Origin of the sequence: Flavobacterium sp. W22_SRS_FK3, assembly GCF_052113665.1 — a bacterium.
Taxonomy (GTDB): domain Bacteria; phylum Bacteroidota; class Bacteroidia; order Flavobacteriales; family Flavobacteriaceae; genus Flavobacterium.
This window is the reverse complement of record NZ_JBGQOF010000012.1, coordinates 35767-55754: the sequence shown is the minus strand read 5'-3', so window position 1 is coordinate 55754 and position 19988 is coordinate 35767. Positions and strand designations below refer to the sequence as shown.

Sequence of the window (19988 nt, the reverse complement as noted above, 5' to 3'; positions counted from 1 at the left end):
TTTTCTGATATTTATTTCTTATTCCCAAATTTATAAAACTTGTATTTGATCCATTGTAAACCTAAAATCCACTTAAAAAAACATTAACTATGATCAAGAAATACTTCACCATTACTGGAACAATTCTTCTGCTGTCTATGATTACTAGCTGTAAAGACTCCAAAAGCAATGACAAAGAATCGAATAGTGAAGTCACAGAACTGAAAGATATTCCAGAAGTTGAAGAATCAACTATCGAAATCAAAAAAGATATTGCCGATTTTATACCCAAAAACTATGTCTCTTTCGATACCATTTATGGCGATCTAAACAAAGATGGATTAGAAGACTGCGCTTTAATCATTAAAGGCACGGATAAAAGCAACGTTATTACAGATGAATATCGCGGTAAACTAGACCGTAACCGAAGAGGAATTATCATTCTTTTAAATAAAAAAAATGGTTACGAATTATTTGTAAAAAATGAAAATTGTTTTTCATCTGAAAATGAAGATGGCGGCGTTTATTTTGCACCAGATTTAAGTGTTGAAATAACTAAAGGAAAACTTTTTATCCACTATGGACATGGAAGATATGGCTATTGGCAATATATGTTCAGACTTCAGGACAGTGATTTAGCACTTATAGGTTATGATGCAAGCAGAAATAATGGTCCGGTTGTAAATGTTGAAACCAGCATAAATTTTTTGACAAGAAAGAAGATAACTAATGTAAATACAAACGAAAATGCCGATGATGGAGAGGAAGTTTTTGAGAAAACCGAAACAAAAATCACCCGAAGTAAATTGATTAAATTATCTGAAATTAAAGATTTTGACGAACTCCGTTTTTTTGATGAATAAGCTAAAAAAAAACCGGATTTGACAGATACAAATCCGGTTTGTAAAATATCTTCATTTCTATAACCGTATAATTATATCAATATCAAAATTTTATTTTTTTATACGTATCGGCTAATTTAAAATTTTATACAATTTATCCGATAAACGGATACGAAACGGAACCTCAAAAGTAACCTTATCGCCAATCTTAGCGCTAATAGTTTTTGCTCCATCGACAACCATTTTCTCTAAAATCAATTCCTGATTTCCTGTTGTTGGTCCGGAAATTAAGATTTTATCGCCTATGTTCAACTCCTGATTTTCAATAATGAACTGTCCCACTTGCGCTTTTACATAATAATGTTCTGCTTTTCCAAGAAGTACTTTCTTTACCTTTACTTTTTGACGAATATCTACAGGTTTATCAGTTGTCGCCAAAGCAGTATTTGGCAGCTCGCCTGAATGTTTGAATTTTAAATTTTCTGATTTTCCTTTTCTAAAAACTTTATTTCCAACTTCTTTTCCGGCCCTCATCCTAACCTGATCAACCAGGGGCATGTGAATAATTTCAAGACATTCTGTAGAGCAGCAGTTTTCCATTGCAGCTTTACATTCGTCACATTGAATAAACAACAAATGACAGCCGTCATTTTCGCAATTGGTATGATTGTCGCAAGGTTTCCCGCATTGATGGCATTGCGAAATAATATCATCTGTAATTCTTTCGCCAAGACGATTATCAAACACAAAGTTTTTTCCTATGAATTTGCTTTCCAATCCTTCTTCTTCAAGTTGTTTGGCGTAATTAATGATACCGCCTTCTAATTGAAAAACATTTTTGAAACCCTGATGTTTGAAATATGCACTTGCTTTTTCACAACGAATTCCGCCTGTACAATACATAACGAGGTTTTTATCTTCTTTATGATTTTGAAGCTGTTCGTTGATTATGGGTAAACTTTCTCTGAAAGTTTCAACATCCGGCGTAATCGCATTTTTAAAATGCCCTACTTCACTTTCGTAGTGATTTCTAAAATCAACTACAATCGTATTGGGATCCTCCAGAATTTCATTAAATTCTTTGGCTTTCAGGTGAATGCCTTTATTCGTTACATCAAAAGTTTCGTCGTTTAAACCGTCAGCAACAATTTTGTCACGAACTTTAATCGTCAATTTTAAAAAGGAATGGTCATCATGCTCTACGGCTTCATTCAAACGGATGCCCTTCATGAAATCATACACTTCAAGAGTAGCTCTAAAAGCTTTCAGATTTTCCTCAGGAATACTCATTTGAGCATTTATTCCTTCGGTTGCGACATAGATTCTACCTAAAGCATCGAGGTTATTCCAGGCTATAAATAAATCGTCGCGAAATTTTTTGGGATCTTGAATTTTGGCATACGCATAGAAAGACAACGTTAGTCGTTGTTTACCGGCATCATCGATCATGATGGCTCTTTCTTCTGCGCTCAAAGTGTTGTACAGTTGCATGCTATAAACAGTTTTAAGTTTAGAAATTATTTTTGAAAGCGCAAAGTTAGGAAAAAGCTCTTAAGCTGCAAAGGTTCTGAGTTCCTAAGTTTTTAAATGCATTGAAAACCTAAAGGTCTGTGCTGCCTTGATTTTTAGACCGGATGGGAACGACATCCTTTTGTGACGGGTTTGGCGCAAAAGATATAGTGGACAGCCGGAATAGCTTCAAATAAAAAAGACTGCCTAAACAGACAGTCTTTGTATTTATTTTATTGGGAAATTAGCAAAATTCGTTGAATGCATCTTGCAAATTCTCAGCGATCAATTCAGCCGGACGTCCTTCGATGTGGTGACGCTCTAACATGTGAACCAATTCTCCATTTTTGAACAAAGCCATAGATGGCGATGATGGAGGAAAAGGAAACATATGCTGTCTTGCAGCATCAACCGCTTCTTTGTCAACACCAGCAAAAACTGTAATTAAGTGGTCTGGTTTTTTAGCACCTTCTAAACTCATTTTTGCTCCCGGACGTGCATTTCTTGCCGCACAACCACAAACAGAGTTTACAACTACTAAAGTGGTACCTTCAGCTTTGATAGCGTTATCTACAGCGTCAGCACTATGTAAATCTTGAAAACCTGCAACTGTTAGTTCAGCCTGCATTGGTTTTACCATTTCTTCTGGATACATATTTTTTTATTTTTAAATTTTACTTTGATTGTGCAAAGTTACAAAGTTTACCCGCAACTAGTTAATTTGAAGTATAAAGTTTTGTTATAGTTCGATTGATAAAAGTCGAAAGTTAAAATAGATTGTGCAACAATATGTTTTCATTTCATCAAAACACGCAACAATGCTTTTATAAATGGCATTTTTGGGCATTTCAAAATCACTTTCAAATCTTCTATCAAACTCGTTTCTTCATCTAAAAACTTAAAGATCAAAGCCGGATTTCCTTTTTTAAATAAGGATGAGAATATGGAACTTCCCAGTTCATTATGGCGGTAAAGTATATCCAAAAGCAATAAATCGTAAAACCAGAATCGTTTTTTTTTATGAAACAAAGACATTTTAGGCGAATTCGAATTTTCAAGAAACTTAATCAATTCAGATGATTTTTTATCCGAGTTTCTAAAGGTATAACCCGTACTGGCTTTGGTCCATCCTCCTGCTGTTCCAATATTCAAAACTCTTTTGGTGTTTTTCTTCCAAAAAGGGAAACAGGTCATTGGGATACTTCCTTGTTCCTTTTCAATTATTTCATATTGATCTGCTCCTAAGTTTCTTAAGTAGATTTGAATCTCATTTTCATATTCTTGTTTTGGAAGAAGGTTTTCAGAAAACAACGTATATTCTACCAAAGCTTCGGTTTTGGAAGTTGGCAACACATACATAAAACGCGTATTTCCTCTTTGTTCAACAGAAAAATCCATGAAAGTAGCTTCTTCCGGATTAAAGATTTCTTTTTCTGATTTTACAAACCAACCTACAAAATGCTGTTGTAAAACCGGATATTTAGTTTGATTTTGGACTGTCGCTTTTGTGTAAATACTGTTGAATAAATTATCGCAGGTATATCTGTTTTCTTCAGTTCCAACAAAAACATGGGTTTCGAGTTCGTTGATATCCGTTACTTTCTCTTTTAAAAAAGTAATATTCTTATGTTTTGAAATTTCTTTAAAAACAAAATCATAGAAATCAATTCCTCGAATTTGATTGTATTGATAAGGATTTAAGTCCAAATCTCTCTTGAAATCTTCATTGGCAAACAGAGCCAAATCCCATTTTTTAGAAATGATAGAATTCCAAATTGTTACTTCTTTTGCCCAAAAACACCAGGTTCTGTCATTAGTTTTCTTCTGATTTTCATCTAAAAGCAAAATAGATTGGTGAGCAAATTTTCCAGATAAAACCATTTTATAAACGGTCATCAATGCTGATAAGCCCGATCCTGTAAAAATGTAGTTGAAATGTTTTATTTGTGAAGAAATCATTCTCAAAAATAAGGAATTTTATTCTTTCAATTTTTCTAAAAGCAGTTTAAAATCTTTTGGGCTGAGGTAATTGTTATACTGTAGAATAATTTCGTATTTCTCATTCAAAATACACAAAACCGGATATACAATTTGGTTGTTGATTGTTCCTAACTGCAAAGCTAATTCATGAACACCAACATTATTACCTGATGGTTTATATTTAAAAGTCTGATTATTAAATATAATATCTCGTTTTTCCTCGGCATTCAAATCCAAAAAATAAAAATCTGAATTCAGTTTTTGAATAATTTCCTGATTTTTAAAAGCAATTTGTTTCATTCGTTGGCAAAACTGACACCAATCAGTATGAATAAAAACGATTATATTTCTATTTTGAATTTGCTGTAAATCCTCAATTTCTTCAAAAGTTATGCTTTTAATCTGACAGAATCCTGTTGAAATTATTCCGAAGAAGAAGATAAGTATCATTAGTTTTTTCATTTTTTGGGAGTTTGTAATTGAATAACAAAGTTATTTAAACACATAGCTAAGTAAGTCAAAAGTTTAAAAGTCGTAAAGTCAAAATAACCAATATTGTCAATAGCTGTTTAAAATCATGTATTACTTCATATCAACTGATTTTAAAATGCGACATTACAAGATGATTGTTACTTATGTGTATGGTTTTGTCATTTATTTTAACCTTAATCAAAAAGAGAAAAAACTATGTTTATCTATGTGTTTAAAAATTTATCTGAAATTATATCGCAATCCGAAAAACCCGCGAATCGACTGATTTTGTCCATAAACATAAGTTGTGTCAAAAGTCAATCCGTATGGATTATCCGGAGTGTCAACAACCTGCCCTTGAGGCACTACTTTTCCATAAATACCAACATTGGTTCCATCTGAAATCTGTACGTTTTTATCAAAAGGGTCATTCGCTCTTGAAATCAAAAATGGATTATTTTGTTTTGGAGTAAAGTTCAAAAGATTCTTGATTCCTCCATAAATTTCAAAATCTTTCCATCCCGTGTAGGTAAACTGAATATTCTGAATACTGTACCAAGGCGATTTTGGATTTCTGGGATCATATTCGCTCAGCAATGGCAGTTTCATTGGACTGTAAACATTTCCGGTGTAATCGAGCAGTAAATTCCACGGTTCGATTTTATAAGAAATGCTCCAGGTTGCTGTAAAATTCTCTGTCAAAAAAGGTTGTTCTGAAACTCCATTTTCAACATTTTTATTATCCAGAACCGTTGCGCCCAGTATAAACTTTAATCCATTGGTGAAATTCAAATCAACATTGGTGCTAATTCCCTGACTTATGGCATATCCGTCGATATTATCATAAATGATTTTGTTCGGATCAGTTTCATAGTCGGATATGATTTTATTGCTGAATCTGGTATAAAAAGCCGTGGTTTCAATTCCGATAAAAGTGCCATTTGTAAAATTTATTTTTTGAATGTAATTGAGATTCGCATTTATTGATTTTTCAGGATTCAAATTATTTGCAATCACAACATCTCTAGAACCTGTAAGTGCCGCGTGATCTTCGGTAAATAAATTGACAACCCTAAATCCGGTTCCGGCGTTTAATCTAAAAATAGTATTTTCATTTGCCTTAAATCGATAGGCTGCTCTTGGGGTAAAAATCGAACCGTGAATCGAGTTGTAATCGTAACGCGCGCCAAGCAAAACCTGACTTTTTGGTGAAACTGTTATTTCGTCCTGAACAAAAATTCCCGGCAACCAGGTACTTTCGGCTTCTTTTGTTGCCGTTGTATTGTCATCGTAATAGGTATAACGGCTGGCAATTCCGGCAAGAAAATCATTTCGCCCTAATTTTTTATCCCAGGTCAATTGCAAAAAACCTATTTTTTGATTGGCGATATACGATGTTGTTCCGTAACGGCTATCCTGATAATGAACATTTCCGGAGAACGAAAGCATCAGTTTTTCTTCAAAAGGCAATTGATAACTTCCTATCAATTCTCCTCTTTTGGTATAAATGCTTTCACCGTAAATTTCATCGCCTCCGCGGAATTTTTTCTCCCAACGCACATCTCCGCCCCAGCGATCTTCATACATTACGCGTGCTGCGATAGTAAACAATCGATTATTATTTCGCTGAAAACTCCATTTATTGAAAACCGAAATACGTTCAGATAAAGTCACATCAGTAAAATTATCGTGGTCTTTATCAATAACCTGATCGTAATTGAAGTAATTTATACCTAAAATTGAAGTTGCTTTTTTTCCGGTATTAAACTTCATTCCGAGATCAAGATTACTTTCAAAATAAGATGTTGTAAAATAATCCGCAGAAAAAACCGGCGCATTCTTTGGGTTTTTAGTGATAATATTGATCAGACCGCCAACGGCTTCACTTCCGTACAAAGACGAAGCCGGGCCTTTTACGATCTCAATTCGTTCTACCAAAGAATTCGGAATTCCGGATAATCCGTAAACCGTCGAAAGACTGCTCACGATGGGCATTCCATCAATTAAAACCAAAGTATACGGTCCCTCCAAGCCATTTATGTGAATATCGCCCGTATTACAAACACCACAATTAAGCTGTGGTCGAACGCCATTGATATTTTGCAACGCTTCGTAAATACTCGGAGTTGGATTTTTCTTGAAGAAAACAGGCGAATAAACCTCAACTGGAACAGCACTTTCTAATCGTTTTACAGCTTTTAAAGTTCCGGAAACCACCACTTCATTTAATTGATTATCATTATCTGTCAATTCAAAATCAAATGAATTTATAGAATCTTGGACAACTTCAATTTTCTTCTTCAAAGTTTGAAAACCCAATTGAGAGATTTGAATTGTATAATTTCCAACAGCAACATTTTCCAACAAATAATATCCCAGACTATCCGTCACTGTTTTTTGATTTGTTCCTAATAAATGAACATTCGCGGCATGTATTTTTCTTCCTTTTCCAGAAACAAAGCCAGATACAGTAGTGGTTTGCTGCGCATAAGAAAATTGTAAAATAAACAGAATCAATATCACTATTGAATTTTTCATTGTTATAAAATTAAATTTAGACAAAACTAAAAATTAAATTTGACAAACAATAATTAGAAACAAAAAAATCAATTGAATTTAAATCAATATTTAGGATTTTTGTTTAAGCACATAGAAAAATAGCTTTATTAGTTCTGTTATAAAGATTACTAAAATGGCTAGCTTTCACACATAACTATGTTTTTTTAATGCAAGTGAAACGTCTTTTTACTGAATACAAAGACTATTATTCTATATGTCTAAAAAAATTTCAAGCAAATGATTCCTCAATAAGTTCTTTATTAATAGAAGCTCCAGCAAATGATCCGGAAGAAACCGCCATCGCCACAGATCTCGCCTGGATAACACAATCACCGCTTGCAAAAACTCCGGGGATACTCGTCTTCTGCATAATATCGACTTTGATCAAACCTTGTTCTGTTAAAGTACAACCTAAAACTTCAGGTAAAGAACAATGCTGTTCAAAAGGAGACCTGAAATAAATTGCTTTTAGAGTTATTTTTGATTGCTTTTTGAAGATTACCTGCTTGATATTTCCATTTTCATGTTCCAAAGATTCAATTTCGTCTTCAATGATTTCGATTTGATGTCTTTCAAGAACCTTAGTTTGTTCCGATGTTAATGTTGATTTTCCATTGGTTAGTAACCTTAAATCTTTTGTCCAGTTCGAAATTAGTTTTGCATACTCAAAAGCCATTTCTCCATTAGCGATAATACCGGTTTTCTCAGTTTTAACTTCATAACCATGACAATAGGGACAATGCAATACTGAAATCCCCCAACATTCAACCAAACCATTGATTTCCGGAAGTACATCCTTTACACCTGTAGCGAACAAGAGTTTTTTAGAAGTGAATAGTTCTCCGGATTCAGTCTTAATTTCGAAACCATTTTGTGTTTTAACAGCTTCAATGGCAAGTCCGTTGAAAAACCGAACTGTTTTATAAAAGTCAACTTGTAATTTGGCTTTCTCCGAAATAATAGCAGGACTTTCACCATCTTGTGTAATAAAATTGTGCGAATGTGGAGTTTGTCTGTTGCAAGGTAAGCCACTGTCAATAATTAAAACCTGACGTAAAGAACGACCCAAACTCATAGCCGCAGATAAACCGCTGTAACTTCCGCCTATTATTATAACTTCAAAATTTTTATTTTTCATGGTTTTCTGTTTTAATGATTTATTTTTTATGCATTCTATAATTTATTAAATGGCCAATAATCATTCCGATTCCTCCAAAATAAATTAGATGCAGATGAATTTCTAACAAGATCTCACACAAAATACTGCACCAAATTAAACTAATTGAAACAACCAAAATTGAGGAAACCAATGGACTTGATTTTTTCGTAATTTTGAAAATCGCGAATATTCCTATTGAAGCAAAAAATAAATCGATAACAGGATTATCATTTAAGCCTAGAGGAAGGATTGTGAGAAGCGGAAAAATAAGGCAATGAATTAAACAAATTGTTGCACTTGAAATTCCTAAAATATCGTAAAAAGATGATGTTATATTCTTCATTTTTTTTAAATTTAATTAATGCAATTTTGTTGCAAATATACACATTAAAACTTATCGCAATATAGTTGCGTTAAATATTTTTAGACAGATAAAAATGAAAACAGCAAGAAATACTACAGCAAAGACAGCCGTTTTAGAGATTTTTGGAAAATCCAAAACGGCTCTGTCTCACACCGAAATTTACAAACAAATAGGAGATGTATGTGATCGCGTTACTGTTTACAGAATTCTGGACCGTCTCGTTAACGATGATATTGTTCACAAAATCGTTGACCTTGACGGAACAGTAAAATATGCCAAATGCCATCATAATGCACAGAGGGTACACATTCATAATCATGCCCATTTTAGTTGTGAAAAGTGTCTTGAAATAACTTGTCTTGAAAATGTAAAACCAAGTTATATTATGCCTCATAATTACAAAGTCACTAATATAAATTTTACCCTATCAGGATTATGCCCTAATTGTTTAAATTCAAACATCTCAATTTAGACTTGTCTAAAAATTTTGTTGTGCAAATATAATTTTTATCTATATTTGTTTAAACAACGTTTTAAAATGAGCAGATCTTTAGATGAAGTAAACCAATCGGTTGCTACAGAACATAAAAAAACTGGATTCCGTAAAATATTAGCCTTTTTGGGTCCCGCATATTTAGTTAGTGTTGGTTATATGGACCCCGGAAACTGGGCTACTGATATTGCCGGTGGTAGCCAGTTTGGATACTCTTTACTTTGGGTTTTGTTAATGAGCAACTTAATGGCTTTGCTGCTGCAAAGTTTGAGTGCACGGCTGGGAATTGTTACTCAGCGAGATTTGGCTCAGGCCTCACGCGAAACCTATTCAAAATTCATCAATTATATATTATACTTTTTAGCCGAAATTGCCATTGCTGCATGTGATTTAGCAGAGGTTTTGGGAATGGCAATCGGAATTAACTTATTATTTGATATTCCGCTTATTGAAGGTGTTTTAATTACTGTTTTGGATACTTTTCTATTGCTGTTTCTTATCAATAAAGGAATCCGTAAAATGGAAGCTTTTATTATTGTATTAGTTGCTATTATAGGTTTCTCTTTCATTTTTGAAATGATTTTTGCCGAACCGGAACTTGACAAAGTGATTTATGGATTGGTACCTTCAATTCCGAGTTCAGCTGCTTTATACATCGCCATCGGAATTATTGGGGCAACCGTAATGCCACACAATTTGTATCTGCATTCTTCTTTGGTACAAACCAGAAAATTCGACAGAACTCCAGCCGGAATAAAACAAGCACTAAAATATAACTTTATAGATTCAACAATTGCCCTTAACCTCGCCTTCTTCGTCAATGCAGCCATTTTAATTTTGGCAGCAGCCACATTTTACAAAAACGGAATGTTTGAGGTTGCCGAAATTCAGGATGCACATCAGTTTTTAGAACCTTTGTTAGGAACTAAATGGGCGCCCATTTTATTTGCCGTTGCTTTGATTGCCGCAGGACAAAGCTCAACAGTAACCGGAACTTTAGCCGGACAAATTGTAATGGAAGGATATTTAAACTTACGGATTCAGCCTTGGGTTCGCCGAATTATAACACGTTTAATCGCTATTATTCCTGCTGTTGTTGTGATTTTAATTTATGGAGAAAGCGTAACCGGAAAATTATTGATCTTAAGTCAGGTTATTTTAAGTTTACAATTGGGATTTGCGATTATTCCGTTAATACATTTTGTGAGCGATAAAACCAAAATGAAAGGTTTCCATATTTCAAAAACCACACAAATCGCCGCCTGGATTATTGCTTTAATTATAGTTTCATTAAATGCTAAATTGGTTTATGATGAAATTACTTCCTGGCTCGAAAGCTCTAATAATCCTGCAATACTTTGGATTACCGTTGTTCCTTTAGCCTTTGGATTTCTTGGATTACTGCTTTACATCGTATTCAAACCTTTTATTGCAAGAGCAAAATCAAATATTGAAAATCACTCTCCGCATCATTTAAAATTAGAGTACACTCCAAAAGAAACTTACAACAAGAAAAACATTGCTATTTCAGTCGATTTTTCAAAAGCTGATGAAGCCGCATTAAATAACGCCTTTGAACTGGGCGGAATTGATGCTGAATATACCTTAATACATGTTGTTGAAACCGTTGGTGCCCTAATGTACGGTGTTCATGTTGACGATCATGAAACAACAATAGATGAAAAATTATTATTAGAATATAAAGAAATGCTTTCGCAGAAAGGCTTCAGGATTAAAACTGAACTTGGTTTTGGAAAACCCAATAACGTGATTCCGAAGATAATCAATCAAGGAAATTTTGATATTTTAGTAATGGGAACCCACGGCCACACTGGTCTAAAAGATATTTTATTTGGCACAACCGTAGACAAATTGAGACATAAAATTTCGATACCTTTGTTGATTGTTAAAAAATAGCTGCTAAAGCACTAAGTTGCTAAGATACTAAGGTTTTTTTCCTGAATTCATTCGACTTAGCAACTTACTATCTCAGAACCTTAGAAACTTTCAAAAAATGACTTTCTCAGAAGAAAACTACCTTAAAGCGATATACCATCTTACGGCTTCCTTAGAAACAGAAGTCAGCACGAATGCCATTGCCGAAATGATGGAAACCAAAGCTTCATCGGTTACGGATATGCTTAAAAAGCTATCGGAAAAGGATTTGGTGAACTATAAAAAATATCAGGGAGTTTCATTGACAGAGAACGGAAAACTCTCTGCAAAAATGATTGTCAGAAAACATCGGTTGTGGGAAGTTTTTTTGGTAGAAAAATTAAATTTCAGCTGGGATGAAGTCCACGATATTGCAGAACAGCTTGAACACATCAAATCAGAACAATTGATTAACCGTCTGGATGATTTTCTGGGCAATCCTACAGAAGATCCGCACGGAGACCCCATTCCGGATGCCAATGGCCGTATCATTAAAATTGAAAAATACTTACTTTCAGAATTAGCAGAAAACCAAACCGGTGTTTGCGTAGGCGTAAAAGATACTTCTTCAGAATTTTTGAAATATCTTGACAAGCAGGAAATTGCTCTGGGTTCGCAAATTGAGTTTCTCTCTAAAGAATCTTTTGATTTATCTTTGAAAATTAAAGTAGATGGCAATGAATTGTCTATTTCAAATAAGATTGCTTCGAATTTGTTTGTAAAACTGGTTTAGAAGTTATTCCACAGAGATTCGCAAAGACTTCGCAGATTGAACACAAAGATTCCAATATTTCGTATTTTTTTTAAAATTGAAGAGGAACAATTAATATTGCAGCGACTCATTTTAATTCGTTCCAGATAAAAATATAATATTGATTCGAAATTAATCTATTCTAATATCTTTTATCCGTTTGAGAAATCCATATCCCGGCAACATCTTCATTTTGTCTCAATAACAAATTCAATTGCCCCACATGATGCTGGATATGTCGCATGTTGTAAATGATCATTTCGATCCTGCTGTAATTTTTCTTTTTGGTGATGAATCTTTCTTTTGCCGTTTCTTCAGTTAGACCATCAATTAAAATGAAGCCTTTTTTACGCGAATACTCAAGATATTCCAGCAATTCTTCTTTTGAATAAATTCTTTCTGGAAAAATTCCTTTTGGATCAAATTCAGATAGAGAAAAGGGTTTAGGAGGAGAAAATGTCTCCGGTTCAGTAGATGAATAATAATCTAACCAAAAAATAGTGTGATAAACAAAATACCAAAACTCTTTTTTTTCCCAGAAGCTTTCCGGACAAACTGAAATAGAACTTTCAAGCATATCAATGACAGCTCCAAATTGTTTCCATAGTATTTTTTAAGTTCATCCATACTATCTTTTTAATGTTATACAATCCCTCTTTCAATCATTTCCAGCATTACTGGTGAAGCATTTTTGAATGTTGGCGGCTGTTCGATAATGCTTCCGGCATTTTTCTTGTTTACTTTGAATGTTACATCATTATCTGTTGTAAATAAAAGTGCCGTCAAAAACGGATTTTTAATATGAGAACCCAATATCAGTAAAGCTTCATCTAAAGTGTGAATACTTTCAATTTCTTCGGTTTTATAGCGAGTGGTTAAGGAAATTGACCAAGTATTGTCTTCATTTAAAATCAAACGGAAATAAATATTCTTGATTTCTGTATCTCCAATCGTTTTGGCAAGTGTTAATTTGGCAAATGTACCGCTTTGAATGCTTTCTTTGACACGTTCGCAGAAGAGAGCAAATATTGGTTCGTATGACATAGTAATGTATTGTTATATTTAACCACAAAGGTCGCTAAGATTTACGCAGGGTTTGCTAAGTTTTTTTAATTTACTTGCATTCTTGGCATAATACCTTGCGGACTTTTCGGTTAAGAAAAATTATTTTCCTGTAAATTCGGCTTTTCGTTTTTCTAAAAAAGCGGTAGTTCCTTCTTTAAAATCCTGAGTTCCGAAACATTTTCCGAATGATTTTATTTCGACTTCAAAACCGTCTTTTCCGTCTTTGTAATTAGAATTGATGGCTTTTATCGCTTTACTGATGGCAAACGGTGCATTTTTAATTATTTTTTGGGCAATTACATTTGTAAAGGATAAAAGTTCCGCCTGTGGTACTACGTAATTTACCAAACCATATTGTTTCGCTTCTTCAGCAGAAATCATTCCTGCAGTCATGATCATTTCCATAGCACGTCCTTTCCCTATTAATTGCGGCAGACGCTGTGTTCCTCCATAACCCGGAATCAATCCTAAAGAAACTTCCGGCAAACCCATTTTGGCTTTGTCAGAAGCTACTCTAAAATGACAGGCCATTGCCAATTCTAATCCGCCGCCCAATGCAAAACCATTTACGGCTGCAATTACTGGTTTTTTTAAACCTTCAATAAAATCAAACAATGTTTCCTGGCCTTCAGCAGCAAGTTGTGATCCTTCTACAATAGTATAATTTGCAAATTCTGAAATATCCGCTCCGGCTACAAATGCTTTTTCTCCACTTCCGGTTAAAATGATAACGCGAACATCCTCATTTTTTCCTAATAATTTGATTGCTTTACTCAAATCACTAATTGTTGCTTTGTTTAAGGCATTCAACTTTGTAGGTCGGTTAATGGTTACGGTTGCAATTCTTTCTTCAATAGAAATTAAAACGTTTTCGTAGTTCATGACGCTGTTTTTTATGAGTTTGTGATAGGCAAAGAAACTCTAAAAGTGGTTCCTTTTCCGTAAGTTGACTCAAAGGTAATTGTTCCTTTGTAATTTTCGATGATGTTTTTTATAATTCCTAAACCAAGTCCCATACCGCTGGTTTTGGTGGTGAATTTTGGTTCAAAAATTCGGCCGGTATCCAGCTTCTGAATCCCGATTCCGTTGTCTTTTACTGCAATTTCAACATGATCATTAATGCGTTTTACGGTAACTAAAATTGATTTATGAAATTGGCTTTCCGGAATTGCCTGTGTTGCATTTTTAACCAGATTGGTAATCACACGAATCAGTTGCGTACGATCCATTTTAGAAATGATTTCTTCTTCGTCGCTTTGAAACGAAATATAATCTTCATTGAAAATATCCAGCGCCAATTCTACAACCTCAACAACATTTAAAGTCTCATTTTGCTGTGCAGGCATTGAAGCAAAATTCGAAAATGCCGAAGCCACCGCAGTCATCGTATCAATTTGCTGAATTAAAGTTTCGGAATAATCGTTCATTTTTTGTTTGACATCTGGATCATTCGGATCAAACTTACGCTGAAAACTCTGAACTGTTAATCGCATCGGGGTAAGCGGATTTTTAATTTCGTGCGCAACCTGTTTCGCCATTTCGCGCCAGGCTTCCTCACGCTCGCTTTGTGCAAGCTTTATGGCGCTGCTTTCTAATTTTTCAACCATTCCGTTGTATGCCTTAATAAGGAAATTAACTTCCTTGCTGTTGGCTTCTAAAACAATTTTCTCGTTTTTCTGGTCCAGATTGGTCTCTTCCAATCTGTCAGAAATTGTTTTTAATGATTTTGTGATGTAAGTCGAAAGGAAATATGCCAATGCAAAAGCGACAAGCAGCATAAACGAATATACCTGACTTAAACGAATCAGGAAAGTATTCAATTCGTTGTCATAATACCCGTCATCTTCTAAATAAGGAAGGTTTAAAATACCAAGAGGCTTGAATTTTTCGTCTTTGATTAAACTGTATGAAGATCTGTTTTTGATGCCATCAATAGTTTTAATGTCTACAAAACGCTTTTCTATTGAGGATTTAACCAATTTCAGAATATAATCCGGAACAGGAGGTGCTACTTTATCAACTGCAAAAGACTCCTTGGATGATTTGAGTAACTTACCGTCAAGACTGTAAATATTGATTTCTATTTTGTGAATTTGAGCTAATTCATGAATTTTATCTTTAAAAATCAAATCCAGATTTCCGGTTTTTAAAGGATAGGTTGTAGTAGCCAGAACGTAATTGATGTGCTCTTTTACAGCATTCTCTTTTCGTTCTAAACGTTCCTGATGGTATTCTTTGGCTTCATTTTTAAATTGAATAATCGAAATCGATGCCAATAAACAAGATGCCACAACAATCAATACAATCATCGACAGGAAAATCCTGGTACGTAACGAAAGCATTGACATTTTTAAGTTGTTCATTTAATTCGTGATTAGTGAATAGTAATCAGTGATTTACAAAGCTTAAAAATGCTAATAACTAATCACTGTTTTTACTAATTACTTCTTTTCTCTTATTCTTTTATAAAACTTATAGCCCAGCATTAGTAAAACCGAGAATAAAATGATTCCAATTACACCGAAAATCCAGTTTATGGCACTTTTTAAAACGACTAAAAAAACTACTGCAAAGAGAATAATAGTTGCGCCTTCATTCCACAAACGCATATAACTACCGGAATATTTTACCTTATCATTTTGCAATTGCCTGAAAATTTGATGACATCTTAAATGATATAAATATAATAAAAACACAAAACACAATTTTACGTGCATCCAGGGCATTTTGAGCCACGCATTTCCTAAATCCGTGAAAAACAGCATCCAAAAAGCAAAAATACTTGCTAAAATTGCTGATGGCCATGTTATAATATACCACAGACGATAACTCATTATTTTGTATTGCGCCTGTAAAATTTCTTTTTCAGGTGATGGTTTTTCATTGGCTTCAATTTGATACACAAATAGGCGTACAATATAAAACAATCCTGCAAACCAAGTGATTACAAAGATTAGATGTAGTGATTTTAAGTAGTTATAATAATCCATTTAAGTCTTTTTTCTTTACTCTTTCTTCTATTATCTATTTAGCCCAATCATTAATCCAATTACTAACCGTCTCACACCACTCGTCATCATCATTCAAACACGGAACAGCAAGAAACTCTTCTCCTCCATTTGCTTCAAAATCTTCTTTGGCGCGCATGGCGATTTCTTCCAAAGTTTCCAAACAATCCGAAACGAAAGCAGGTGTTACAACGGCCAGATTTCTGATTCCCTTTCCGGGCATTTTATCGATTTCTATGTCAGTGTATGGTTCTAACCATTTATCACCTGCTAAACGGGATTGAAATGTCAAACTATATTTATCTTCAGGGATACCTAATAACTTCACTACTTGTTTGGTTGTTTCATAACATTGATGGCGGTAGCAAAACTCATGAGCCGGTGAAGGCGTATTACAGCAGGAACCATCAATTTTGCAATGCGACTTGGTTATATCGGTTTTGCGGATATGACGCTCGGGGATTCCGTGATACGAAAACAACAAGTGATCATAATCAAATCCAACTAAGTGTTTTCGAATAGAATCTGCTAAATTCTTGATGTAATCTGGTTTGTTGTAAAAAGCCGGAACATCGGTAAAAGTCATGTTTGGAAATTTCTTTTTACGGATTTCCTCAGCTTTAACTAAAATAGTCAAAGTCGAAGCCATCGCATATTGCGGATATAATGGAAAAAGCATTACTTCATCCACACCTTTATCATGTAATTCCTGAAGTCCTTTTTCGATAGTCATTGATCCGTAGCGCATGGCCAAAGCAACCGGAACATTTACCAAAGGCTGTACTTTTTTCTGCATTCTTTCAGAAAGCACTACTAATGGAGAACCTTCTTCCCACCAGATTTTCGCATAAGCGTGCGCTGATTCTTCAGGTCTTTTTCTAAGAATAATACCGCGAACCAGTAATGCTCTTAACAAATACGGAACGTCGATTACGTATTTATCCATTAAAAATTCGTCTAAATATGGTTTTACATCTTTTGGTGTTGGACTTTCTGGAGATCCTAAGTTTACTAATAATACGCCTTTCATTGATTTTTTTGCTTTAGGCTTTAAGCTTTAGGCTTTAAGCATTTGTTGGTTTAAATTTTCGTCAAAAGTAGATTTCTCAACTTTCTGGAAATATGATAAATGTTATTTTTTATTTATGTTTTGATATATAAAAGTGATGCCTTTACACATTCGTATTAATCGACATCAAATATTTTTTTGGAGTTGTCGCAAACTTCTTCTTGAATGCCGCAATGAAATGACTTCCTGTACTGTAACCAATTTTCAATCCCACTTCGTTTACGTTGTAAGATCCGCTGTCCAGCAGTTTTCTGGCAAAATCCATTTTGTAATCGAATAGAAAACCGTAAACCGTATCGCCGTAAATTTGTTTGAAACCCATTTTGAGTTTCTTCAAATTCAAACCAATTTCATCGGCCAACTCCTGTAATCCTGGAGGTTCGGCCATATTCGCGATGATGATTTCTTTCGCTCTTCGGATTTTCAAAACATTGTCTTCATCAACCAAAAACGGACATTGTTCTGCATTTGGGTCTTCGGTTCGATTAAAATACAAACTCAATAATTCATATCCTTTTCCTTTGTAATACAGGTTTTTTATGGATGGGTGAAGGTTATAATGAAACAGCTGACTCAACACAATAGCCATAGAAGGACTGATATTTCCTTCGTTATAATATTTTTTGTCCTTATTATCAGGACTTAAAAAAGTAATATAATCTGCTTCTGCAGAAAACAGCGCATGAAATTTCTTGATCGATACAATTACGGAGATTACCCAGGAATTTGGAGTGAGTTCTAAATTTAGAGGTAATTCTTTTTGTGGATTATACAAAAGCAATGATTTTTCTTCCTTCAAATCTAAAGCATAATTGCCTTGGTTGAATAAAAATTTAGCATTGCCTTTTAGTCCGAAATGAAACTGTATCAAACCACTACCCACTTCGCGTTGTGCAAAAAAAGGCTTTGAACTGTCGTTTTGAAAACGAATAAGTGTAAAGTCGTCTTCAATTTTTATTTCCTCCTCCATTTTTGATTTACTTTCTAGTTACTATTGCCGTTTTTTACAAAACGAATAATTGGTCTTTCAAAATTAAATCTTTTTGATGGTTTATTGTTTACTTGCTTCTAAATTTATAAAATCTTTATTGTTTTGATACATTATTTTAAAGTAGCAGCAACTTTAATATTTATTTTATTAGAAACTTTGTTTTTAACGAGTGAAGGTATTGCAATATTAAAATCACTGGCGTTTACAGCAAAATCAGATACAATACTAATTGCCGATTCTGACATGCTTATTTGCGCTGTGGTCGATATATCTTTCAATTTTCCATGAAGCTGTAAAGTCCCTTTTATAATAAAATCTTTAGGACCGGCAGTAAGGCTGTTTAAATCGAAGTCTTCTATTTTTCCTTTAAATATTGCTTTTGGATATTGATCACTTTCAATATAATTTTCGTTAAAATGTTCTTCCATCAAAGCAACTTTAAATCGAAATCCTTTCATTAAGGCTAAACTTGCAATTTCACCTGTAGCCGGATTCAAAACAAAAGTTACGTTCGTATTGGTTGCTTTAACTTCTTCAAAGGAAGGAACTGAAGCTTCAAAAGTAATCTTTCCTGTTTTACTGATCCTTTTTTGTTGCGAAAAGCTAATTGTAGAAACACATAATAATGCTATAAGTATGAGTTTTTTCATGTCTTTGATTTTAAATTATTATTCAGGTTTTTAATTAATTTCAACGGATAAGCAATTATCTCTTTGTTTTCCAACAATTCGCGCTTTGAAATGTCAAGTTTTATTAATGCTCAGGATCATTGCAATTTTGCATTTTGCTGATTTTTAATTTCAATTGTTTTAGCTCTGTTTTAAAACAGCAATAATCTGAACCTTGACTTTATCATCAAGTTTATACTTAATAAGCGATGGAATCGGGATGCTAAAATCACTTGCATTTACGGCGAAATCTGAAATAATAGTAATTCGGGAACTCGTTTTGGTGATTTTTGCAGTAGCATTTACATCTTTAGATTTTCCATGAAGTTCTAATTTCCCTTTTATCACATAATCTTTATAATCTTCCGTCAGCTTATTAGCATCAAATCCTTCTATTTGTCCTCTAAAGATGGCTTTCGGAAATTTATCTGTTTCCATATAATTTTCATTAAAATGTTCTTCCATCAAAGCCATTTCAAACTGGAATCCTGTTATTAAAGCCAGGCTTGCAATTTCTCCTGTTACCGGATTTAGAACAAAAGTCACATTACTGTTAGTTCCCAGAACCGGCTGAAAAGAAGGAACTGAAGCTTCAAAAGTTATTGTTCCTGATTTAGTTAACATTTTTTCCTGCGAAAAAACGATCAATGAAGCCAATAACATTGGTATCAGTACGATTTTTTTCATGTTTTTATTATAGATCATTTTTCTAATAATCCATCCTGTTGCCACATTGCAATCACATCTATAGTAGTTTGTGGCAATCTAGGTCCGCCTTGTGGCATTAAGGAACTGTTTCCGTTTTCTAAAGAAATTCGGGTAAGCAACCCACGATTTAAAACCGCATTTTTTACCTGGTCATAGGTAACCAAAGACATAGGAGCTCCATTTTTAGGAACTGTTGCATGACATACAACGCAATTATTGTCAATAATAGATTTCACATTCTGATTGTATGTAGCCAAACCTGTAATTAGCGTAGTATCAATTAAAGTGCTGGGATCATCATTAGCACAGCTCACAATAACTGAAGCAAATGATAAACCGGCGAAGAGTGTTTTTAGATTCATAACGATTGGTTTTTAGTTAAAGATTAAATGATTTTACGAATTGCAAAATCATTTTAAAAACATATACGTTGAAAT

General features: G+C 33.9%; 21 protein-coding genes. 4 read left to right on the top strand and 17 right to left on the bottom strand.

The window, feature by feature from the left end:
- Positions 1 to 89 precede the first annotated feature (89 nt).
- A complete protein-coding gene (locus tag ACEN2I_RS13165) occupies positions 90 to 842 on the top strand; it encodes a hypothetical protein (protein ID WP_441766560.1) in 753 nt (250 codons plus the stop codon).
- A gap of 111 nt (positions 843 to 953) precedes the next feature.
- On the opposite strand, the gene trhO is transcribed toward ACEN2I_RS13165, so the two are convergent.
- The 7 genes from trhO to ACEN2I_RS13130 all read right to left on the bottom strand — a co-directional run bounded on the left by trhO (position 954) and on the right by ACEN2I_RS13130 (position 8842).
- Positions 954 to 2312 carry an oxygen-dependent tRNA uridine(34) hydroxylase TrhO gene (trhO, locus tag ACEN2I_RS13160; protein ID WP_441766559.1) on the bottom strand — a complete coding sequence of 453 codons (1359 nt, stop codon included), beginning with the start codon at positions 2310 to 2312 and terminating at the stop codon, positions 954 to 956.
- A gap of 262 nt (positions 2313 to 2574) precedes the next feature.
- A complete protein-coding gene (locus ACEN2I_RS13155) occupies positions 2575 to 2985 on the bottom strand; it encodes a BrxA/BrxB family bacilliredoxin (protein ID WP_056247939.1) in 411 nt (136 codons plus the stop codon).
- Between the two features lie 140 nt (positions 2986 to 3125).
- Positions 3126 to 4289, bottom strand: a complete 1164-nt coding sequence (locus ACEN2I_RS13150) for a lycopene cyclase family protein (protein ID WP_441766558.1) — start codon at positions 4287 to 4289, stop codon at positions 3126 to 3128.
- A gap of 18 nt (positions 4290 to 4307) precedes the next feature.
- Entirely contained in the window at positions 4308 to 4772 is a 465-nt protein-coding gene (locus tag ACEN2I_RS13145; RefSeq protein WP_441766557.1) for a thioredoxin family protein, read from the bottom strand.
- Between the two features lie 249 nt (positions 4773 to 5021).
- On the bottom strand, positions 5022 to 7319 hold the full coding sequence (locus tag ACEN2I_RS13140; protein ID WP_441766556.1) for a TonB-dependent receptor: 2298 nt from the start codon (positions 7317 to 7319) through the stop codon (positions 5022 to 5024).
- Positions 7320 to 7569: 250 nt separating this feature from the next.
- Entirely contained in the window at positions 7570 to 8478 is a 909-nt protein-coding gene (locus ACEN2I_RS13135; protein ID WP_441766555.1) for an NAD(P)/FAD-dependent oxidoreductase, read from the bottom strand.
- 19 nt (positions 8479 to 8497) lie between these two features.
- Entirely contained in the window at positions 8498 to 8842 is a 345-nt protein-coding gene (locus ACEN2I_RS13130; RefSeq protein WP_441766554.1) for a MerC domain-containing protein, read from the bottom strand.
- Between the two features lie 94 nt (positions 8843 to 8936).
- On the opposite strand from ACEN2I_RS13130, the gene ACEN2I_RS13125 reads away from it, so the two are divergent.
- From ACEN2I_RS13125 to ACEN2I_RS13115, 3 genes are all read left to right on the top strand, one after another.
- Positions 8937 to 9335, top strand: a complete 399-nt coding sequence (locus tag ACEN2I_RS13125) for a Fur family transcriptional regulator (protein ID WP_441766553.1) — start codon at positions 8937 to 8939, stop codon at positions 9333 to 9335.
- Between the two features lie 66 nt (positions 9336 to 9401).
- Positions 9402 to 11273, top strand: a complete 1872-nt coding sequence (locus tag ACEN2I_RS13120; RefSeq protein ID WP_441766552.1) for an Nramp family divalent metal transporter — start codon at positions 9402 to 9404, stop codon at positions 11271 to 11273.
- Positions 11274 to 11370: 97 nt separating this feature from the next.
- The gene (locus ACEN2I_RS13115; RefSeq protein ID WP_441766551.1) at positions 11371 to 12024 is read left to right on the top strand and encodes a metal-dependent transcriptional regulator; all 654 of its coding nucleotides are present in this window, start codon (positions 11371 to 11373) and stop codon (positions 12022 to 12024) included.
- A gap of 160 nt (positions 12025 to 12184) precedes the next feature.
- Here the strand turns inward: ACEN2I_RS13115 and ACEN2I_RS13110 are convergent, their stop codons facing one another.
- The 10 genes from ACEN2I_RS13110 to ACEN2I_RS13065 form a co-directional block, all read right to left on the bottom strand.
- The gene (locus ACEN2I_RS13110) at positions 12185 to 12619 is read right to left on the bottom strand and encodes a DinB family protein (protein WP_441766550.1); all 435 of its coding nucleotides are present in this window, start codon (positions 12617 to 12619) and stop codon (positions 12185 to 12187) included.
- Positions 12620 to 12684: 65 nt separating this feature from the next.
- Positions 12685 to 13086 carry a hypothetical protein gene (locus ACEN2I_RS13105; protein ID WP_441766549.1) on the bottom strand — a complete coding sequence of 134 codons (402 nt, stop codon included), beginning with the start codon at positions 13084 to 13086 and terminating at the stop codon, positions 12685 to 12687.
- A 120-nt stretch (positions 13087 to 13206) separates the two neighbouring features.
- Complete coding sequence (locus tag ACEN2I_RS13100) at positions 13207 to 13989, bottom strand: enoyl-CoA hydratase/isomerase family protein (protein ID WP_441766548.1); 783 nt, start codon at positions 13987 to 13989, stop codon at positions 13207 to 13209.
- Between the two features lie 11 nt (positions 13990 to 14000).
- Positions 14001 to 15416, bottom strand: a complete 1416-nt coding sequence (locus ACEN2I_RS13095; RefSeq protein ID WP_441766643.1) for a sensor histidine kinase — start codon at positions 15414 to 15416, stop codon at positions 14001 to 14003.
- A gap of 132 nt (positions 15417 to 15548) precedes the next feature.
- On the bottom strand, positions 15549 to 16097 hold the full coding sequence (locus ACEN2I_RS13090; protein WP_441766547.1) for a CopD family protein: 549 nt from the start codon (positions 16095 to 16097) through the stop codon (positions 15549 to 15551).
- A gap of 34 nt (positions 16098 to 16131) precedes the next feature.
- Positions 16132 to 17145: a ferrochelatase gene (gene hemH / locus ACEN2I_RS13085; protein WP_441766546.1), complete on the bottom strand. Its 1014-nt coding sequence runs from the start codon at positions 17143 to 17145 to the stop codon at positions 16132 to 16134.
- Between the two features lie 142 nt (positions 17146 to 17287).
- Positions 17288 to 18154 carry a helix-turn-helix domain-containing protein gene (locus ACEN2I_RS13080; protein ID WP_441766545.1) on the bottom strand — a complete coding sequence of 289 codons (867 nt, stop codon included), beginning with the start codon at positions 18152 to 18154 and terminating at the stop codon, positions 17288 to 17290.
- Positions 18155 to 18285: 131 nt separating this feature from the next.
- On the bottom strand, positions 18286 to 18825 hold the full coding sequence (locus ACEN2I_RS13075) for a YceI family protein (RefSeq protein WP_441766544.1): 540 nt from the start codon (positions 18823 to 18825) through the stop codon (positions 18286 to 18288).
- Between the two features lie 159 nt (positions 18826 to 18984).
- Positions 18985 to 19530: a YceI family protein gene (locus tag ACEN2I_RS13070; protein WP_441766543.1), complete on the bottom strand. Its 546-nt coding sequence runs from the start codon at positions 19528 to 19530 to the stop codon at positions 18985 to 18987.
- A 14-nt stretch (positions 19531 to 19544) separates the two neighbouring features.
- A complete protein-coding gene (locus ACEN2I_RS13065; protein ID WP_441766542.1) occupies positions 19545 to 19913 on the bottom strand; it encodes a hypothetical protein in 369 nt (122 codons plus the stop codon).
- Between the last annotated feature and the right edge of the window lie 75 nt (positions 19914 to 19988).

Excerpts from the sequence above, each read along its gene's own strand:
- ACEN2I_RS13165 (WP_441766560.1), top strand. The coding sequence starts at position 90 with ATGATCAAGAAATACTTCACCATTACTGGAACAATTCTTCTGCTGTCT.
- trhO (WP_441766559.1), bottom strand. The coding sequence starts at position 2,312 with ATGCAACTGTACAACACTTTGAGCGCAGAAGAAAGAGCCATCATGATC.
- ACEN2I_RS13155 (WP_056247939.1), bottom strand. The coding sequence starts at position 2,985 with ATGTATCCAGAAGAAATGGTAAAACCAATGCAGGCTGAACTAACAGTT.
- ACEN2I_RS13150 (WP_441766558.1), bottom strand. The coding sequence starts at position 4,289 with ATGATTTCTTCACAAATAAAACATTTCAACTACATTTTTACAGGATCG.
- ACEN2I_RS13145 (WP_441766557.1), bottom strand. The coding sequence starts at position 4,772 with ATGAAAAAACTAATGATACTTATCTTCTTCTTCGGAATAATTTCAACA.
- ACEN2I_RS13140 (WP_441766556.1), bottom strand. The coding sequence starts at position 7,319 with ATGAAAAATTCAATAGTGATATTGATTCTGTTTATTTTACAATTTTCT.
- ACEN2I_RS13135 (WP_441766555.1), bottom strand. The coding sequence starts at position 8,478 with ATGAAAAATAAAAATTTTGAAGTTATAATAATAGGCGGAAGTTACAGC.
- ACEN2I_RS13130 (WP_441766554.1), bottom strand. The coding sequence starts at position 8,842 with ATGAAGAATATAACATCATCTTTTTACGATATTTTAGGAATTTCAAGT.
- ACEN2I_RS13125 (WP_441766553.1), top strand. The coding sequence starts at position 8,937 with ATGAAAACAGCAAGAAATACTACAGCAAAGACAGCCGTTTTAGAGATT.
- ACEN2I_RS13120 (WP_441766552.1), top strand. The coding sequence starts at position 9,402 with ATGAGCAGATCTTTAGATGAAGTAAACCAATCGGTTGCTACAGAACAT.
- ACEN2I_RS13115 (WP_441766551.1), top strand. The coding sequence starts at position 11,371 with ATGACTTTCTCAGAAGAAAACTACCTTAAAGCGATATACCATCTTACG.
- ACEN2I_RS13110 (WP_441766550.1), bottom strand. The coding sequence starts at position 12,619 with ATGCTTGAAAGTTCTATTTCAGTTTGTCCGGAAAGCTTCTGGGAAAAA.
- ACEN2I_RS13105 (WP_441766549.1), bottom strand. The coding sequence starts at position 13,086 with ATGTCATACGAACCAATATTTGCTCTCTTCTGCGAACGTGTCAAAGAA.
- ACEN2I_RS13100 (WP_441766548.1), bottom strand. The coding sequence starts at position 13,989 with ATGAACTACGAAAACGTTTTAATTTCTATTGAAGAAAGAATTGCAACC.
- ACEN2I_RS13095 (WP_441766643.1), bottom strand. The coding sequence starts at position 15,416 with ATGATTGTATTGATTGTTGTGGCATCTTGTTTATTGGCATCGATTTCG.
- ACEN2I_RS13090 (WP_441766547.1), bottom strand. The coding sequence starts at position 16,097 with ATGGATTATTATAACTACTTAAAATCACTACATCTAATCTTTGTAATC.
- hemH (WP_441766546.1), bottom strand. The coding sequence starts at position 17,145 with ATGAAAGGCGTATTATTAGTAAACTTAGGATCTCCAGAAAGTCCAACA.
- ACEN2I_RS13080 (WP_441766545.1), bottom strand. The coding sequence starts at position 18,154 with ATGGAGGAGGAAATAAAAATTGAAGACGACTTTACACTTATTCGTTTT.
- ACEN2I_RS13075 (WP_441766544.1), bottom strand. The coding sequence starts at position 18,825 with ATGAAAAAACTCATACTTATAGCATTATTATGTGTTTCTACAATTAGC.
- ACEN2I_RS13070 (WP_441766543.1), bottom strand. The coding sequence starts at position 19,530 with ATGAAAAAAATCGTACTGATACCAATGTTATTGGCTTCATTGATCGTT.
- ACEN2I_RS13065 (WP_441766542.1), bottom strand. The coding sequence starts at position 19,913 with ATGAATCTAAAAACACTCTTCGCCGGTTTATCATTTGCTTCAGTTATT.